This is a genomic window from Rhodococcus sp. C1, from assembly GCF_020809065.1.
Classification (GTDB): domain Bacteria; phylum Actinomycetota; class Actinomycetes; order Mycobacteriales; family Mycobacteriaceae; genus Rhodococcus_F; species Rhodococcus_F qingshengii.
The window spans coordinates 5,577,588-5,594,327 of the sequence record NZ_CP078080.1; the positions used below are offsets into that span (position 1 = coordinate 5,577,588).

Genomic DNA, 16,740 nt, shown 5'->3' on the forward strand with positions numbered 1-16,740 from the left:
TACCTGTCGATCGAATTCAGAGCGCCGCTTCGCTGTCGTTCGCCGGATCCAGCTGATCCTGGGTTGCCGCCCAACTCGCCAAGAGTTTGAGTGCGTCAGCCGTGGGCGTCCCCGGCGCCGCGGTGTAGACCAGCAGTGTCAGCCCGGGATTGGACGGCAGTTCCATCGCCTCGAAGTTCAGCTCCAGGTCGCCGACGACGGGGTGACGAACCTTCTTGAATCCCGTCCGATGAAAGCGCACATTGTGTTTCGCCCACCGGGTGCGGAATACCTCACTGCGAGTGGCAAGTTCACCGATGAGCTCGGTCAGCGCCCTGTCGTGGGGATTGCGCCCCGCTTCCGAGCGGAGCATCGCGGCGATGTCGTCTGCCGCGCGCTCCCAATCCACGAAGAAGTCCTGCGATGCCGGGTCCAGGTACACGAACCGGGCGTTGTTCGCCGGCCTACGTGGATCGGCCAACACCGGCGAATACAACGCGCGCGCCATACGATTGGCCGCCAGCATGTCGTGCCTGGCATTACGTACCCACGCCGGCGCGTCGGTGATGGCGTCGAGTATCTGCTGAATCGCCGGGCTCATGCCCTTGGGGGCGGGCCGCTTTCTACTCGGTGCGCCTGCACTGGCGGCCTTCGCAAGGTCATACAAATGGGCAGTTTCGGCTTCGTCGAGTTGCAGTGCTCGGGAAAGGCTTTCGAGCACCGAGTCCGACGCTCCCGCCAGATTTCCGCGTTCCATGCGCACGTAGTAGTCGATGCTCACACCGGCGAGCAGAGCGACTTCCTCACGGCGCAACCCCTTGACGCGACGGTTCCCGCCGTAGGCCGGCAGCCCTGCCTGCTCGGGTGTGATGCGAGCACGACGGGAGCTGAGGAATTCGCGGATCTCGGCTCGGTTGTCCATGCAGTTCACGTTACTCGAGCGGAGAAGACCGAGGGAGGTACTGCCGTTACCTGGAACAACAGACACTCCCGCGCCCGCGAGGCGCGGCGTTGACTGATTGCAGTCGACCGGTCCACGCCGAAACGTCGACTTCGAAGCACGCGACACCAGAAGCAAGAGGGGACACCATGCGAGCAACCATCATGTACGGCGCCGGAGACGTTCGAGTCGAGACCGTGCCCGATCCGGCACTGCAGCAGCCGACGGACGCGATCGTGCGGGTCGTCAGGGCGTGCGTTTGCGGCTCTGACCTGCACCCTTACCACAACATGCCGGCCACGCCCGGTGGTTCCCCGATGGGCCACGAATTTGTCGGAGTGGTCGAAGAGACCGGTCGCGAGGTGTCCACGTTGAAGAAGGGCGACTTCGTCATCGCCCCCTTCGCCTGGTCCGACGGGACGTGCGACTTCTGCCGCGAAGGCTTGCAGACGTCTTGCCGACACGGTGGATTCTGGGCCGGAAACGGGATCGGAGGCGGTCAGGCAGAGGCCATCCGAGTGCCGTTGGCAGACGGCACCCTGGTCAAGGCGCCGGTCGGTGAGGATTCCGAACTCCTACCGTCACTGCTCACACTCTCCGACGTCTTCGGCACCGGCTATCACGCGGCGGTCAAGGGTGGCGTCAACCAACGCACGACGGTCACGGTCATCGGCGATGGAGCCGTGGGGCTGATGGCAGTGCTCTCCGCCAAACGCCTCGGCGCCGAGCGCATCATCCTCATGGGGCGCCACAAGACCCGCACGGATCTCGGTCTCGAGTTCGGAGCCACCGACGTGGTTGCCGAACGTGGAGATGAGGGCATCGAGAAAGTCCGCGAACTGACCGGAGGCGACGGCACTCATGTCGTCCTCGAAGCGGTAGGTCACATGCCTGCCTACGAGCAGTCGCTCGGAGTTGTCCGACCGGGCGGCGTCATCAGCCGAGTCGGGGTACCCCAATACGAAGAAGCTCCAATCGGATTCGGGACACTCTTCGGACCCAACATCACACTCACCGGTGGACCGGCCCCGGTGCGCGCGTACATCGAAGAGCTGATGCCGGATGTGCTCGATGGAAAGATCGAGCCGGGCAAGGTCTTCGACCACACCGTCGGACTCGACGACGTAGCGGAAGGCTACCGAGCCATGGACTCCCGTGAATCGTTGAAGGTCCTCGTCCGCCCGTAGTCCACCACTTGCGAAAGTCCACCACTTGCGAAGAAGATGCGCGTGACCCACATTGCCACCCGTCCTGTTGCCGGTCGCATCAATCCCACCGCGATCCTGGCGATCATTCTGATCAGCTATTTCATGATCCTGCTCGACAATTCGATCATCTTCACCGGGCTACCCAGCATCCAAAGCAGCATGGGTTACTCGGCAACCGGGCTGTCCTGGGTCCAGGACGCCTACACCCTGGTGTTCGGCGGGCTTCTCCTGCTGGGTGCTCGTCTCGGGGACATCTTCGGCCGTCGTCGCGTATTCGTGGCCGGTCTCGCGATTTTCGCGATTGCGTCGTTTCTCGTCGGGGTCGCGCCGAACGGTTGGTGGCTCATCGCAGCGCGCGCTCTCCAAGGCGTCGGAGCCGCAGTGGTCGCCCCGGCGTCGCTGTCACTGCTGACCGCCAGTTTCCCGCCCGGCCCGGAGCGAACGCGCGCTGTTGCCTGGTACGGCGCTGCTGCGGGAATAGGCGCCAGCCTCGGACTCGTGATCGGCGGCGCCCTTGCCGACTGGGTGTCTTGGCGCGCAGGCTTTTTCATCAACGTTCCGATCGGTATCGCGATGATCGCTCTCGCTCCCCGGTTCATTCCGGAAACCGAGCCCAACTCCGGACGTTTCGATGTGGCCGGCGCTGTTCTCGCCACACTCGGGATGACCGCGCTCGTCTTCGGCACCGTCAACTCGGCCGAAGCGGGGTGGACCTCACCGATCACCGTTGCGACACTGGCGGCCGGGGCGATACTACTGACCTTGCTCTTCCTCAACGAAGCGAGAGCGGAGCAGCCGATCATGCCACTGAGGTTGTTCCGTAGCCGGGAGCGATCCGGGGCGTACGCCGCCCGAATGCTCTATCTGGGTGCCATGATCGGATTCTTCTACTTCACGACTCAGCTACTCCAAGGCGTCATGGGCTTCAGCGCGTTCCAAGCAGGCATCGCCTTCTTCCCGATGACGATCGTCAATTTTGCTGTGGCGATGCTTATTCCGCGACTGACACCGCGATTCGGAAATTCCGCAATTCTGTCGGTTGGCATTGCCGTCACCCTGGCCGGGATGGCGTGGCTCAGTCTGGTCCATCCCGGCAGCACGTACCTCACTGCGATAGCACTTCCGATGATCTTGATCGGCGCCGGACAGGGGTTGGCTTTCGCCCCACTGACTTCTGCTGGCATCTCCGGGGTACAGGCCGAGGATGCCGGTGCCGCATCAGGATTGGTCAACACTGCACATCAACTGGGCAGTGCTCTCGGACTCGGCATCCTCGTCGCAGTCTCCGCGGGCGCCGGATCCTCTGCCGACGACGCTACAACGGCACTCACCGATCACGTATCAACGGCTCTCACCGCAGGCACCGCCCTGCTCGCCGCTTGTCTCGTCATCGTCCTCGCACTGATCGTCCCGGCTACGAGAACGCGAAGTACCGCAAAGCAATTCGACCAGGAGAAAGGAAGCCGAGATGTCGCACTCGTGGACCGAGGCTGAACTGACCAAGATCGGCGACGCCGAGGAGTTGCAGGTCTCCTCGTACCGCCGAGACGGAACCGCAAGGCCGTACGTCACGATTTGGGTTGTCCGTACCGACAACCAACTGTACGTTCGCTCGGCCTACGGAACCGACAACCCGTGGTTCGTCCGAGCAACGGCAAGTGGAACGGGCCGAATCCGAGCAGGAGGAATCGAGCGGGACGTGGCGTTCGAGTCCGCCGCACCGGATGCCCACTCGTCGATCGACTCCGCCTATCACACCAAGTACGACCGCTACGGCCCGCAGATCGTCGGCTCCGTCACCGGCCGCGCCGCCGCACCCAACACCATTCGACTTGTTCCGCTGACGCAGAACTGAACCGCCCCTTTCGATTCCGAGGAGACCTCATGGAAATCTTGAAGCCCCAGCCCACCAGCAAAGCACCCAGCGACTGGTTCACCGGCGACGTCTGGTGGGACGTCATCTACGCCGGCCAGGAGCCGTCGAGGATGCGCGCCAACATGGTTCGCTTTGCACCGTGCGCGCGAACCGACTGGCACTCCCATGCAGTCGGACAGACCCTCCACATCGTCTCCGGTACCGCGCTGGTTCAAGCTCGCGGCGGCGAGATCGTCGAAGTCCACCCGGGTGAGACCGTCTACACCCCAGCGGGAGAGGAACACTGGCACGGTGCGGCACCCGACCGTTTCATGAGCCACCTCGCACTGTGGGAAGGACCCGGCGACGGAGGCACCGAAACTACATGGGGCGACAAAGTCACCGATGAGGAATACGGCGGTCCCCGCGCCAAACGTCGTTGAGACCGGACACCTCTCAGATACGGCGCATCACGGAAACAACTTTGCCCAGGATGACCGCGCGATCGCCGTCGATGACGCTGTATGCGGGATTGCGAGGCTCGAGGTACACGTGACCGTCGCGACGCCGGAGCACCTTCACCGTGGCCTCGCCGTCGATCATCGCGGCGACGATCTCACCGGAATGAGCTTCGTCCTGGCGGCGCACCACGACGACGTCACCGTCACAGATCGCTGCGTCGACCATCGACTCACCACGCACCCGAAGTCCGAACACCGTGCCGGAGCCGACGAGCTCGCGAGGAAGCGCAAGCACCTCGTCGGCGTGCTCCTCCGCGAGGATCGGCGCGCCGGCCGCGATGTCACCGACGACCGGAACCGTCACCGTATTCGACGACGACTGTTCCTTCGCGCCTACGAGGAACGGCCGCACGTCCAACTGCCGAGCCATGGCCGCTCCCCTACGGAGGAAGCCCTTATCTTCGAGACTCTTGAGGTGCTTGGACACCGTCGACGTCGAGCGCAGACCAACCGCGTCTCCGATCTGCCGTGTGCTCGGCGTGCACCCGTTGGCAGCCACGAGATCCCGGATGGTCATCAGAATCTGCTGCTGGCGGAGCGGCAGGGAGGAGGCGTCGAGGCCACCGAACATGTCGAGATCGTCGTAATCGGTCACGATGAGAATCGTAGTGAGGGGTCCCGACATCCAGGCCAGGCAGTCGGAGTCTGCCAGAAACGGCACAGGCAGTTTGTTTCCCGAGCGGCGCATGGCACGCTGAGCTGATGGAGCCTCTCGAACCGATGCGCCCGGTCAGTGTTCCCGCCGACACCCATAAGTCGACGCCGATCTGGAAGTCGGCACCGGTCACTTTGGGAACGGTGGGTGTGTTTGCCTACGCATTGATGTCCGCGAGAACCGGCGTCGTCGAAGTTGCACTTGGCGCGGCGATCGCGATCGCCGGCGCCGCCCTCTACTGCATGTCAGTGATGCGCACGATCAGAGAAAACTCGTGCAGCCGCGTACCTCTGCTCGGAACCCCACCCGTCTCGCCCCGTGACGTCGACCTGCTCGCCGGGGCCGGGATGCCCTTGATCATGGGCGGATCGTTGCTGGCCATACGAGCAGCGGGGTGGACCTGGCCATATCTCTATCTCGGACTGCTCGCCGTGATCATGGTCGCTACCTATGTTCTTCCCGTGGTGGTGCACAACCGACGATTACGGAAGCGAACTCACCGATCGCAAACCCCGTGACGCGGGTACGTCGACGCAACATCTCCAGCACATTCTCCGACGTCCCCACTGGTACGACCGGTCCATCCCCCGGTGGAGCCGACTATGCGCTGGCGACCTTGCTATCAGGCACGACAGCAATATCGACCTTGCTGAACTGCAGCACACCGTCTTCGATCTCGGCGTCGTGCATCAGCTTGCGGTCGCGGTAGTAATTGTTGACCACTTTCCACGCGCCGCGGGCACCCTGACGCGGCATTTCTCCGTCGCCGCGCTGGATGTAGCCCGAGGTCAGGGCTCCGCCCATGAGAGATTCTTCCGCGAAGTCCTCAGGTTCGGCGTGAACCTCGAAAGTCGTGTAGTCGCGCTTACGCATGATCTTGAGTACGCGACACAGATAGGACGCGGCCAGGTCGGCCTTGAGCGTCCAGGATGCGTTGGTGTAGCCGAGGATCATCAGGAAGTTCGGAATGTCGGAGTAGAGCACGCTCTTGTAGGCGACCGTCTCGTTGAGCTTGACGGGCTCGCCGTCGATGCTCATGGTCGCCCCGCCCAGGATCTGTACGTTCAAGCCGGTCGCCGTGACGATGACGTCGGCCTCGATTTCGCGGCCCGACTCGGTCACGATGCCCTTCTCGGTGAACGTGGCGATACGGTCGGTGACGATGTCGGCCTTGCCGCTCTTGAGCACCTTGAACAGGTCCCCGTTGGGAACCACGCACAGGCGCTGATCCCACGGGTTGTAGTTGGGGGTGAAGTGACGCAGGTCCACGTTCTTGCCGAGTTGCAAGCGGATCTGGGTGAGGAACAGCTTCTTCGCCAGCTTCGGATTGGTGCGTGAGAGCTGAAAGCTGGCGCGTTGCAGTGCGATATTGCGGGCTCGACCGATCTTGTAAGCGATCTGGTCGGGAACGCGCGCAAGCTTGAGACCCTTGGCAACAGGGTCCTCGGACGGCAGCGCCTGGATCCACGTGGGCGAGCGCTGCAGCATGGTGACGTGACCGGCGGTGGGGGCCATCGACGGGATCAGGGTGATCGCGGTGGCACCGGAACCGATGACCACTACCTTCTTTCCGGTGTAATCGAGATCCTCCGGCCAGTGCTGCGGGTGCACGATCTGACCGCGGAAGTCGTCCTCACCGGGGAAGGCGGGGCGGTATCCCTTGTCGTAGTTGTAGTAACCACAGGCGCCGACGAGGACGTTCGCGGTCCACGTCTCGGTCTCCCCCGTCGCCTCGACCAGGACGGTCACGGACCACTGTGCAGTCGCGCGATCGAAGTCCATTGCCACGACCTTGCGGCCGAAGTTGATGTGGTCGGTGACGCCGTATTCCTTGGCGGTTTCCTCGACGTAGTCACGGATACTGGCGCCGTCTGCGAGCACTTTGGTTCCGATCCACGGACGGAAACCGAATCCGAAGGTGAGCATGTCGGAATCCGAACGGATGCCGGGATACTTGAACAGGTCCCAGGTGCCACCGATGTTCTCGCGGCGTTCGAGGATCGCGTAAGTGCTTCCGGTCTGCTCACGAATGAGGTGGCAAGCCGCGCCGATTCCGGACAAGCCAGCGCCGATGATCAGTACGTCGACATGCTGTGTCATGAGGAAACTCGTTTCGTCGGTCGTCGCGAAGCTACTTCTGGCGTCGGCAGTGACCGAGAACGATCGGCCGGTTCAGGCCGGGTTCCCTAAGGTCAGCGCCAATGAACAGGGTATGTGCGACTGACGGTAACAGTCAATATCTCGACCCGGCCGCGTACGGAACATTGAGGTGCGACGCACCGGCCTCGCGGAACTCGATCGAGACGCCTGAATGCCTCGAGACACCGGAGAGTTGTTCACGTCGTCGACGGAACGCCCAATGACTCGTCTACACGGGATACTCATCGCCCAAATATTCAGCGCCCCAGCATAATTCGAAGGTCCACGATCAGGTGTCGAACGCGCGAGTTTCCATGGGAAGACGGGCAACTGCGATATCGCCGTAACCTTCGTGCGCATCAGCGGAAAGGTCACTGCGATAGCTAACCTGCTGACGAAACCACGCTGAAAGCAACGGTTTTGGTTTCGCAGCGAAGAGAGCGGGCGGAGCGGACCTCCACCGGAGATGTAGTCGCTATGACACTCTCCAGCACAGTCACCCTGTACACCACTCCTAGCAATCGAGGGTTCGCCAATGCAATCGCTGCCGGAATCAGCGCCAGGGCTTATTCCGAGCCACAAACCGCAGACATGAGCCTGTTAAGGCATCACACCAGCGATCACGGTAGAGCGCTCGTTCTCCTACCACTCGGGGGCGTCGATTGGCAGGTGAAGGAGCTCTCCGCGCTCGAGGGATCGGTCCTGGTCGGCGATCTCAGTAGCGGCAACTCCATGATTCGGGGGCTCGCAGCGGGCGCCCACGCCGTGCTCAACTCTCAACTGCCATTCACATCCCTGCTCGATGAGCTGCAGGCCGCGATCAACCCCAACTCCGCTCTGTCTGCACACGACAAGTCCTCGCTCGTACAACGCATCCGGTTGCGCACCGAAGAATTCGCACGAATCAGCAGTCTCACCGATCGCGAGTTCGAGATCGTGGGCCTTCTCTACGGAGGCTCGAATGTCGACTCGATTGCTCGAACCGCCCACATCGCACCGACCACGGTTCGCGCCCACATCCGAAGCATCCTGCAAAAACTGGGGGTGCATTCCCAGCTGGAGGCATGCGCGATGCTCCGCCGCTCTGGTCACGACGCACGCAGACACCCACTGGAACTTCGGATCGGACGCTTCTAGCAGGAAGTGCCCCAGACACACTCGCCGAGATGGGGTGCCGCCCCTGATCGAACTCGACCTTCGAAAAGATCGTCAATTTTGACGATTCGATGACGCGCCCGGACGTCGAATATTAGGTCCTACACGACACCGAAGACACGAGTGAACATCGAAAGGTGCATTCAATCAATGGAATACACACGCACAGTGCCGCGGCATCTCGTCCACAGACATGCTGTTGCCGAGGTTTTCTTGACGGACTACCGGATCGAATCGGACTCGGCGTACCAGGTTGCTGTGCAACTCCCGGTCTCGCACCGGATATTCGACGTATCGAGCGAGCAACACGATCCGCTCGGGGTGGCAGAAGCATTTCGACAGGCAGTGGTGCTTCTGTGCCACACCCGATACGAGATTCCACTGCACTACAAGTTCCTCATGGAAACGTTCAGCTTCGAGATGCTGGACGCGCTCGACGTGCAATCAGTCGCGGAGCCGTTGAGTTTCTCGATGACAGTGGACAACCTCACTCATCGCGACGGAGCGGTTTCGGGGGTCGAAGTATCGGGGATCCTCAGCGAGGGCAACCGGCACGTCGCCAGATGCAACGCTGTTGCGCGAGGAGTCAGCCCCGAGGGATACCGTCGAATTCGGCAAGGACGAGAAGACCACCGCCCGAGCCGACGCATCCTTCCTTCCGGAGCCGCGGTGGTCGGATCGGAGCGAGTCGGACGCCTAACCGATGGAGATGTGCTCATCAGCACTGATCCTGCTCGGCACGCGATGTTCTGCGCTCCCGATCCGCGCAACCACTCCCTTTTCGACCACCCCGTCGACCACATCCCAGGAATGATACTTTTCGAGGCCGCCCGACAAGCGCTCCGATTTCACATCGGCAACCCAGCAACAAAGATCGCCTCACTCTCGGCGGTCTTTCCGAGGTTCACTGAATGGGAAACGCCGTGCGAGGTGTCAACGATCCCCCTTGACGCGTCGGGCCATGTGCACCGAGTTCGGTTCACTCAAGAACTGGAAACCACCGCGGAACTCGAAATTACAGTTGCGGACCAATCATGAGAGGGAACGAACACGTTCTTCTCGTCGCGTCTTCCACGTCAAGCGCTCGGTGCTTCCCACTCTCTCGGTGCAAGCGCCGCCAGTTGCATGACGTGCGCCAACTTGTCCTCGCGGACGATCGTTGGCAGCACCAGGTTCCACATCTGACTCAACCGCTCGTACAGATCGGTTCTGCCCGTCAGCATTTCCGAGAGAATCTGCACTCCGGTGAACGACCCCACCACAAATCGAGCCAACGCGTCTATATCGGTGCCCGGGACGATATCGCCGGCTTCGGCCGCTTGGGTTGCCACCTGCTTGATAGCCTCGATCCAATCGAGGTACGGCTGTTCGATGGGGCCTTGAATACTGCCGATCTCCATCGTCAACCGCATGCCACCTCGCGCGATGGGCTCGGTCACAAGCTGCCGAGCCATCTCCTGCGAAACGAGCACCAGGGTTTCGACCGCGATGTCGGAGTGCGCAGCAACCCGCCGGGTACCCTCCATCGCCATACCGTGCTGCGCTGCGATGACCGCGTGCGCAAGCTCCTCCTTGGACGCGAAATGAAAATACATCGCCCCCTTCGACACACCCCCGTGCTGCAAGATCGTGCCCAAACTGGCGGAGTACCCGAACTTCTCGAAGCTCTTCGCAGCACCCAAAATGACGGCCTGGCGCGTCAGGACAGCACGCTCCTGCATGATCTACCCAGCTCTCGTTGCCGACGGAATGAATCTCAACGATACGTCGAAAGAGCCCGCAGCAACGCTCTCGACACGGACACACCGTGACGACTCTGGTACTCGGGGCCACTGGTTTCATCGGCTCCGCAGTGATGAAACAGCTGGTTTCCCGCGACGGAAACGCTGCAATCGGTTTCGTTCGCACGGCCACCGCAGCGAAGTTCGGCCGTGAAGGAATCGCCACCGTGATCGGCGACATCAACGAAAGTGCTTCTCTACGAGTTGCAATGAGTCAGGCGTCGACCGTCATCTGTTGCGTGTCGTACGTGGGCGACGACGAACAACGGTGCGTTCACGTCAACCAACACGGCGTACAGAACGTTGCGTCGATGGCCGCCACCGTCGGCGTCGAACGCTTGCTCTACGTCAGTACCGCGGCCGTGTACGGGCCGGGACCGTTTCGAGACTTGCCGGTCAACGGCGCACCTCTCAGCCCCTTCTCACCTGCCAGTCGCACGCGCGCTCTCGCCGAGAAGTTCGTGCGCGACGCCGGAGGCCTGGTCGTCCGGCCGCATCTCGTGTACGGACCCGGCGACAGATGGTTTCTTCCGACACTGACGCGAATTGTCTCTCGCCTCGACTCGATCATCGACGGCGGTAGCGCTGTCCTGTCGGTAGTCGACGTAGACCTACTCGCCCGATCCATCTACGAGTTGTCGATAGAACAGCAATTTCGCTACGGCTCAACACTTCACGTCAACGAGCCTGTCCCGCGGACAGTCATCGACCTTCTCGAGCAACATGCGCGGGAGACCAACTGGACTCTGCCCCAGAACTCTATCCCCCGCGCCGACGCGGTGAAAGCTGCTGCCCAGCTGAGTCTCGACATGCACCAGATCGACATGATCAGCCTCGATCACTGGTTCCGGTCGAGACTGTACTGATGGCACACGGATCACTCTCGCCAAAACACCTGTCTCCCAACCTTTTCAGCCCTCTCCATTGTTCAGCCTCAGCAATCAATACGACCTATTTCGCAGTCACTACAGGCAAACAGAGAGCTCTGATCGACGAAAACCACGGCTACACAAAGACGGCAGTGATCGCGCACACCAAAGAAGCGGCGTTCACGCGACTGGCAGCAGCCTGGGGCTCCCTTCCGTCCGCCTTCGCCGCCGAATGCAGTGTGTGGCGATCATGTCGTGCGCGACGGGACCGTCGGGATTTCCGACATCAAAGGAGAAAGTTCTCCGTCTCAACGACCTCGGCTACCGTCATCTGAACCAGAAAACGGGAGAACAGATGCTCACTGCGGATATTTTGCTGTCGGGCCCGCGCGGACGCCGGATGCTGCTCGCGTATGCGATCGACGCCGAACGCGCCCTGCGTCCCGAGCCAGGCGACGACATGTTCCGCATCAACGCTCACCGGGCGGCGTATCACCTCGACATCGGACAAGGAACCTCCCAAGTGTTGTTCGGCCCGGGCGCCGAAGAGGCCCGGCAGACCATAGTCACCGCGGAGGGCGTGGCGCGCAGCCTCACGGAAATATCGCTCCCCGACGTCACCGCCGTCGATCTACGCTCCGCCCTCGCAGAAGCGGTCGATGCGGCGCGTTACTGGCAGGATCCCGACGGAGAAGACGTCCTCGTCGCCACCGAAGTTATGCGAGATGAGCTTCGACGCGTCGCCGAGCACATCGCCGGCTCCGAATGCGCGCGGTGGTGGTCAACCTCGCTCGCCTCATCCGACCAATGGTCGATTCTGAGCAGAGGTGAGGAATCTCCGGACACAGACGAAGTGCCTGCTGCGCAACAACTCCTCAGCGAGTGGCGCACGAGCACCCTGGAATCGGAAGCGAGAGCTGAACGTGACCGCCCGGTGGACCCCGCGGCGAACTGGTCAGGTTATTGGTGGTCGAATCCACCCACTCAGGGTTCGACGAGGGCGCTGTTCGACGGGACTCCGGCGGGCTTGTGGTTCGTCGAAGACAGCATGGGATGGGAACGGGTCGTCGTCCGAGCATTGCGGCCACCGACTGGCGCACGCATCTACGAGATCGACAGCGCGCAAGCCTGGTCGGAGCTGTGCAGACGGTTCCCGCTCGAGGTCACCGCAGAAACGCGGCAGGTTTGGTATCGGACTACCGGCCGATCAGGCAGGTGGGTCATCCCCGACTGGGTGCAGGTCGCGGAAAGATTTGAGGGAGTGCACCTTACCGTGACGGGATACCTCGCGGCAGCAGGAACCGCGATCGAGGTCGATACCGAGACGGCGAGCGTCATCGCGGGCTGGGCACCCGACGAAACATACTGGTTCACCGATGCTGCCACCTACATTTCCGAGCCGTGTGCTTGGGTGCTGCACGACGGCCCGGAAGTGACCGACCAGCCCGCATGGACGCTGGAATCGCAGCAATGACCCGCACGTGAGGGTCTGCTAGGCATGAGGTTCCGTGAGGAATCGATCGCAGTTGCCCTTCGAGTCGAGTCAACTGCCCCGTGCGCGGTCGGCAGGAGCACTCACGTGCACGCAGACATGCGGAAGGGCGGTACCCCGCCCAGGCCGATCCGAACCCGAGTGCCCTAGATCACAAAGGTAAACCTATCCACAAATCGCCAAATGTCCTACATTTGACTCATGCCGGATTCCCGTATCGCACCCACCGCACGCAACATCCCACTTTCAGTGCAGATCGCGGAACAACTGCGGTCCCAGATCACTTCTGGCAACTGGGAATTAGGGGAGAAGATCCCCGGCGAGCATCAACTTGTCGAAATGACCGGCGCGAGCCGCAATACGGTCCGGGAGGCCATTCGCGGCCTCGTCCATGCCGGCCTCCTCGAAGCACGCCCGGGAGACGGAACCTACGTCTGCGCGAGCTCAGAACTCGAAATTGCACTTCAAAGACGTGCAGCGGCGGAGAACGTGCTCGAAATCTTCGAAGCCCGTGAAGCTTTGGAGCTCTACGCCGCCCGACTCGCAGCCGAACGAGCCCTGCCCGAAGACATCGACCGAATGACTCGGGCTTTGGATGGCCGAGACGCTGAGCCCGACGTCGCCAAATCCGTCGAGTACGACCTCGACTTCCACCTGGAGATGTTCGCAGCGAGCGGGAACCAACTGATCACGGACATCTACCGCAGTCTCGATCGCTCTGACACCATGAGCATCCCACAAGGTAAGTCCGACAAGGAGACTCGACAGCTGTTCATCGGACCTTGGACCGACGACGACCCACACCGGCAGCTGCTTGCGGCCATCCGTGACCGCGATCCGGACGGCGCAGCCGCCGCAGTGGTCCGACTGATGGACCACAGCCGATCCCTCTTTCTGCAAAACATGCCGAAGTAGCTGACACACAAGAGGTTCAGCGCACAGACAATCTCAGAAGGGCACACCTATGGCTAACGTCATCTCCGACACCGAAAACGTGGCGTCTGCCCCGAGCGCGATACCGATAATGCGCCGAGGACTCGTTATCGCTGGCATTCTTCTCATCGCAGCCAATCTTCGAGCCTCAATCACAGTCGTCGGCCCGCTACTCGGTGAGGTACGCACCGATCTCGATATCTCGTCGACAACAGCATCAGCGCTGATCAGCCTTCCACTGCTGTGCTTCGCAGTGTTCTCCCCCGTTGCCCCGGTCATCGCAGCTCGGTGGGGAATGGAACGGACACTCGCAGCAGCACTCGGCATGCTCGCCTTAGCGATCGTGATCCGCTCTGTTCCGTGGATGCCTGCGCTGTGGATCGGTACCGTATCGCTCGGCATGTCCATCGCAACAATGAACGTTCTACTGCCGGCGCTCCTCAAACGAGACTTCCCGACCGAAGCCGGCCGTTTGACCGGCATCTTCTCGGCGGTCTCTGCAGCCGTCGCCGCAACCGCATCCGGACTTGCCGTGCCGATCGCCGGTCTCACCGATCACGGTTGGCGGATCGCATTCGGAATCTGGGCTGCTATGGCTCTCATAGGATTTGGGGTGTTCCTTCCCCAACTTCGCCGACGCACGCTTCCGAAACACGATCATGCTGCGGCTTTGGATTCCCATCCAGGCGGCCATCGCTCCCCCTGGCGCTCAGCACTCGGGTGGCAGATCACAATATTCATGGGCGTCCAATCTCTCTTCTTCTACACCGTTCTGACATGGTGGCCCACCATTGAAGAATCACACGGCACTACCGCGGCTACCGCCGGACTGCATCAAGGCATCATGCAAATATTCTCGATCGTCGGCAGCCTCCTCACAGCAGTGCTCCTGCACAAACTGCCCAAGGATCAGAGAGGAGCCGTCCTCGGGCTGGTGTCGGTCGCCGCAGTGGCAGTTCTCGGCCAACTCCTCCTCCCCTCCTGGGCCCTGCTGTGGAATGCATTCCTCGGCATCGGCATCGGCGGATCGATTGTCATTGCCTTGTCCTTCTTCGCAATACGCACTGTCAATCACGGTCAAGCAGCGGCACTCTCGGGTATGGCACAGTCCGTCGGATACCTTCTGGCCGCCACCGGTCCTCTCGTTTTCGGTGCACTGCACGACGCCGTCGATTCCTGGACGACTCCGCTGATCGCGTTGCTGGTGCTGCTGGCCGTGCAACTCGTCTTCGGCTCCCTCGCCGGCCGCAACAAGACACTGGGATAAGCGAACCACGGTCGCCTCGAATCCACCCACCAACCTCCCCAGAACCGTGCCGCGACCCGAACTGTCGTCGACGTGCTGAGGTCCGAGGATGTCGACGAGACAGCGGGGCGCTCAACGGCCTACCGAATTGCACCCGGCCCATCCCCGACTGGTGGATCGGAGCCGGAAGTCGATAATGAGGGCATGAACGAGACACAACCCCACAACCTCGAACGAGAGCGCTGGCGCACGCTGCCAACTCCACCGTCGACCGAGTTGATCGAGATGGTCGGGGACGGACCTTCGAGCGCAGACTTCGACCCTGCTGCACCAGTGGCACAGCAGGGGTGAGACAGTCACGACATTCCGGTATCCCGCAGGGTGATGTTCAGCCGCCCGGACGGCAGACCTATGTCGGGACTTGCACTTCCCGCAATAACTTTCGGCACTCCGTGATATGCGAACCGAGACTCTCCACCGAAGACGAAGAGATCACCCGAATGGAGTTCGACGTCGGTGTACGGCTTGTTCCGGTTCTCGGAATTCCCGAATCGAAAGACACAACTCTGCCCGACGCTCAGTGAGACGACGGGAGCGTCGCAGCGCTCGTCCTTGTCCTGGTGCATGCCCATCCGAGCGCCCTCGTCGTAGAAATTGATCAGCGCGGTGTCCGGCGTGTACCGCTCCCCCGCAGTCGGATCATCATAGGCAGCGGCAACTGCGGCCCGGCCGAGGTCGACGAGCCAGTCAGGCACCGCTGCGACAGGCGCACCGTTCACGTCGTCGGCGGTGCGCGTGTACTTGTACGGCTGCCAATGCCAACCGAGACAGACTGTTTGCACCGACATCTTGTGCCCACCAGGGACAACAGCGGAGCGCATCGGTACGGGTGCGGTCGCCCACCGTCGGCACTCGGCCACCAAGAAGCGTTGCTGTTCGACGCTGAGCCAATCCGGAACGAGGATCGCCCCCGGCGCCACTTCCAATCGTGGCCGAGGAATCAGAGCGTTCATGGTTTCCACGCTAATCGGTTTCGAAGCATTGACACCCTCGGCATGGGCTCGTACCGTAATCAACAGGTTGGTTGATAAAGGAGATGGTTGACAAGTGATCGTGGATCCAGGGGCAGACGAGCGTCTCGACAAAGCGTTCATGGCGCTTGCCGACCCGGTACGACGGCGGATCATCGCCCGCCTGAGCACCGGCCCCCAAACGGTCAACGAGTTGGCCGAGCCGTTCGAGATCACGAAACAGGCCATCTCCAAACATATTCAGGTACTCGAAGCCGCGGGTTTGGTCACTCGCAGCCGCGAAGCCCAGAGGCGGCCGGTACATCTCAACGCCGCAACTCTCGAGGCTTTGACCGCCTGGATCGACCGCTATCGACTGATCCACGAACAACAGTTCCGCAAGCTCGATCACCTACTCAGCACCACACAGAAGGAGACTTAGCCATGGCTACCACCAATCCCGTCACCATCACGGCTCCTGAGGGCGTGCCGTACATCGACATCACCCGCGAATTCGACGCACCCGTCAGTGCCGTCTTCGCAGCTCATTCGAATCCCGATCTGGTCAAGCAGTGGCTCGGCCCCAACGGATACGAGATGGAGATCGACGAATACGAGTTCGTGAGCGGCGGTCGATACAAGTACGTCCATCGCAACCCCGAGGGCGAAGAGTTCCGGTTCAACGGTGTATTTCACGTCGTTCGCGAGAACGACTTTGCCATCCAGACCTTCGAATACGAGGGATTTCCCGACGTCGTCAGCATCGAATCGATCACGTTCGAGGATCTGGGCAACGGACGCACCCGCCTCTCCGGCCATTCCGTATATCCGAGCCTCGAAGCGCGAGACGGAATGATCGAGAGCAATATGGAGCTCGGCGTCACCGAAGGTTACGAACGCCTGGACAAGATCGTCGCGCAACTCTGACCACCTGTTTGCCCGAACCTCCTCAGCGAA

The 16,740-nt window shown here is 61.6% G+C and carries 19 protein-coding genes; 14 read left to right on the forward strand and 5 right to left on the reverse strand.

The features are described 5' to 3' along the window. Positions 1 to 16: 16 nt before the first annotated feature. A complete protein-coding gene (locus tag KTR60_RS25770; RefSeq protein WP_228401403.1) occupies positions 17 to 901 on the reverse strand; it encodes a helix-turn-helix transcriptional regulator in 885 nt (294 codons plus the stop codon). Between the two features lie 167 nt (positions 902 to 1,068). Between KTR60_RS25770 and KTR60_RS25775 the strand changes: the two genes are divergently transcribed. The 4 genes from KTR60_RS25775 to KTR60_RS25790 are packed head-to-tail and all read left to right on the forward strand — an operon-like array spanning position 1,069 to position 4,425. After that, complete coding sequence (locus KTR60_RS25775; RefSeq protein WP_030536486.1) at positions 1,069 to 2,106, forward strand: zinc-dependent alcohol dehydrogenase family protein; 1,038 nt, start codon at positions 1,069 to 1,071, stop codon at positions 2,104 to 2,106. A gap of 36 nt (positions 2,107 to 2,142) precedes the next feature. After that, positions 2,143 to 3,621, forward strand: coding sequence for an MFS transporter (locus tag KTR60_RS25780; protein ID WP_202427086.1), 1,479 nt, complete (start codon positions 2,143 to 2,145; stop codon positions 3,619 to 3,621). Then, entirely contained in the window at positions 3,596 to 3,982 is a 387-nt protein-coding gene (locus KTR60_RS25785; RefSeq protein WP_007729735.1) for a DUF2255 family protein, read from the forward strand. Before KTR60_RS25780 ends, KTR60_RS25785 begins: the two co-directional genes overlap by 26 nt. Positions 3,983 to 4,011: 29 nt before the next feature. After that, on the forward strand, positions 4,012 to 4,425 hold the full coding sequence (locus tag KTR60_RS25790) for a cupin domain-containing protein (protein ID WP_007729736.1): 414 nt from the start codon (positions 4,012 to 4,014) through the stop codon (positions 4,423 to 4,425). A gap of 13 nt (positions 4,426 to 4,438) precedes the next feature. Here the strand turns inward: KTR60_RS25790 and lexA are convergent, their stop codons facing one another. Next, complete coding sequence (lexA, locus tag KTR60_RS25795) at positions 4,439 to 5,128, reverse strand: transcriptional repressor LexA (protein WP_228402303.1); 690 nt, start codon at positions 5,126 to 5,128, stop codon at positions 4,439 to 4,441. Between the two features lie 77 nt (positions 5,129 to 5,205). On the opposite strand from lexA, the gene KTR60_RS25800 reads away from it, so the two are divergent. Next, positions 5,206 to 5,676, forward strand: coding sequence for a hypothetical protein (locus KTR60_RS25800; RefSeq protein WP_054781331.1), 471 nt, complete (start codon positions 5,206 to 5,208; stop codon positions 5,674 to 5,676). Positions 5,677 to 5,758: 82 nt separating this feature from the next. On the opposite strand, the gene KTR60_RS25805 is transcribed toward KTR60_RS25800, so the two are convergent. Then, the gene (locus KTR60_RS25805; RefSeq protein WP_003940522.1) at positions 5,759 to 7,258 is read right to left on the reverse strand and encodes a flavin-containing monooxygenase; all 1,500 of its coding nucleotides are present in this window, start codon (positions 7,256 to 7,258) and stop codon (positions 5,759 to 5,761) included. A gap of 516 nt (positions 7,259 to 7,774) precedes the next feature. On the opposite strand from KTR60_RS25805, the gene KTR60_RS25810 reads away from it, so the two are divergent. Further along, positions 7,775 to 8,434, forward strand: a complete 660-nt coding sequence (locus KTR60_RS25810) for a helix-turn-helix transcriptional regulator (RefSeq protein WP_209922228.1) — start codon at positions 7,775 to 7,777, stop codon at positions 8,432 to 8,434. Between the two features lie 168 nt (positions 8,435 to 8,602). Next, positions 8,603 to 9,490, forward strand: coding sequence for a ScbA/BarX family gamma-butyrolactone biosynthesis protein (locus KTR60_RS25815; RefSeq protein ID WP_021331802.1), 888 nt, complete (start codon positions 8,603 to 8,605; stop codon positions 9,488 to 9,490). Between the two features lie 38 nt (positions 9,491 to 9,528). Here KTR60_RS25815 and KTR60_RS25820 read toward each other — a convergent pair whose 3' ends face one another. Further along, positions 9,529 to 10,173, reverse strand: a complete 645-nt coding sequence (locus KTR60_RS25820) for a ScbR family autoregulator-binding transcription factor (RefSeq protein ID WP_003940238.1) — start codon at positions 10,171 to 10,173, stop codon at positions 9,529 to 9,531. 86 nt (positions 10,174 to 10,259) lie between these two features. Here KTR60_RS25820 and KTR60_RS25825 point away from each other — a divergent pair, with 86 nt between their 5' ends. The 5 genes from KTR60_RS25825 to KTR60_RS25845 all read left to right on the forward strand — a co-directional run bounded on the left by KTR60_RS25825 (position 10,260) and on the right by KTR60_RS25845 (position 15,124). After that, positions 10,260 to 11,099, forward strand: a complete 840-nt coding sequence (locus KTR60_RS25825) for an NAD-dependent epimerase/dehydratase family protein (RefSeq protein WP_228401404.1) — start codon at positions 10,260 to 10,262, stop codon at positions 11,097 to 11,099. A gap of 358 nt (positions 11,100 to 11,457) precedes the next feature. Continuing rightward, the gene (locus tag KTR60_RS25830) at positions 11,458 to 12,576 is read left to right on the forward strand and encodes a hypothetical protein (RefSeq protein ID WP_050656070.1); all 1,119 of its coding nucleotides are present in this window, start codon (positions 11,458 to 11,460) and stop codon (positions 12,574 to 12,576) included. Between the two features lie 219 nt (positions 12,577 to 12,795). Next, positions 12,796 to 13,509 carry a FadR/GntR family transcriptional regulator gene (locus tag KTR60_RS25835; protein ID WP_003940486.1) on the forward strand — a complete coding sequence of 238 codons (714 nt, stop codon included), beginning with the start codon at positions 12,796 to 12,798 and terminating at the stop codon, positions 13,507 to 13,509. A gap of 49 nt (positions 13,510 to 13,558) precedes the next feature. Further along, positions 13,559 to 14,794, forward strand: a complete 1,236-nt coding sequence (locus tag KTR60_RS25840; RefSeq protein ID WP_050656055.1) for a CynX/NimT family MFS transporter — start codon at positions 13,559 to 13,561, stop codon at positions 14,792 to 14,794. 183 nt (positions 14,795 to 14,977) lie between these two features. Continuing rightward, positions 14,978 to 15,124 carry a hypothetical protein gene (locus KTR60_RS25845; protein WP_020723613.1) on the forward strand — a complete coding sequence of 49 codons (147 nt, stop codon included), beginning with the start codon at positions 14,978 to 14,980 and terminating at the stop codon, positions 15,122 to 15,124. A gap of 5 nt (positions 15,125 to 15,129) precedes the next feature. Here KTR60_RS25845 and KTR60_RS25850 read toward each other — a convergent pair whose 3' ends face one another. After that, positions 15,130 to 15,786, reverse strand: coding sequence for an alpha-ketoglutarate-dependent dioxygenase AlkB family protein (locus KTR60_RS25850; protein ID WP_037128920.1), 657 nt, complete (start codon positions 15,784 to 15,786; stop codon positions 15,130 to 15,132). Between the two features lie 94 nt (positions 15,787 to 15,880). Here KTR60_RS25850 and KTR60_RS25855 point away from each other — a divergent pair, with 94 nt between their 5' ends. Continuing rightward, positions 15,881 to 16,225 (forward strand): ArsR/SmtB family transcription factor, encoded by a 345-nt coding sequence (locus KTR60_RS25855; protein ID WP_003939956.1) that lies wholly within the window; start codon positions 15,881 to 15,883, stop codon positions 16,223 to 16,225. Positions 16,226 to 16,227: 2 nt separating this feature from the next. After that, complete coding sequence (locus KTR60_RS25860; RefSeq protein ID WP_003940319.1) at positions 16,228 to 16,710, forward strand: SRPBCC family protein; 483 nt, start codon at positions 16,228 to 16,230, stop codon at positions 16,708 to 16,710. The last annotated feature ends 30 nt before the right edge of the window (positions 16,711 to 16,740 follow it).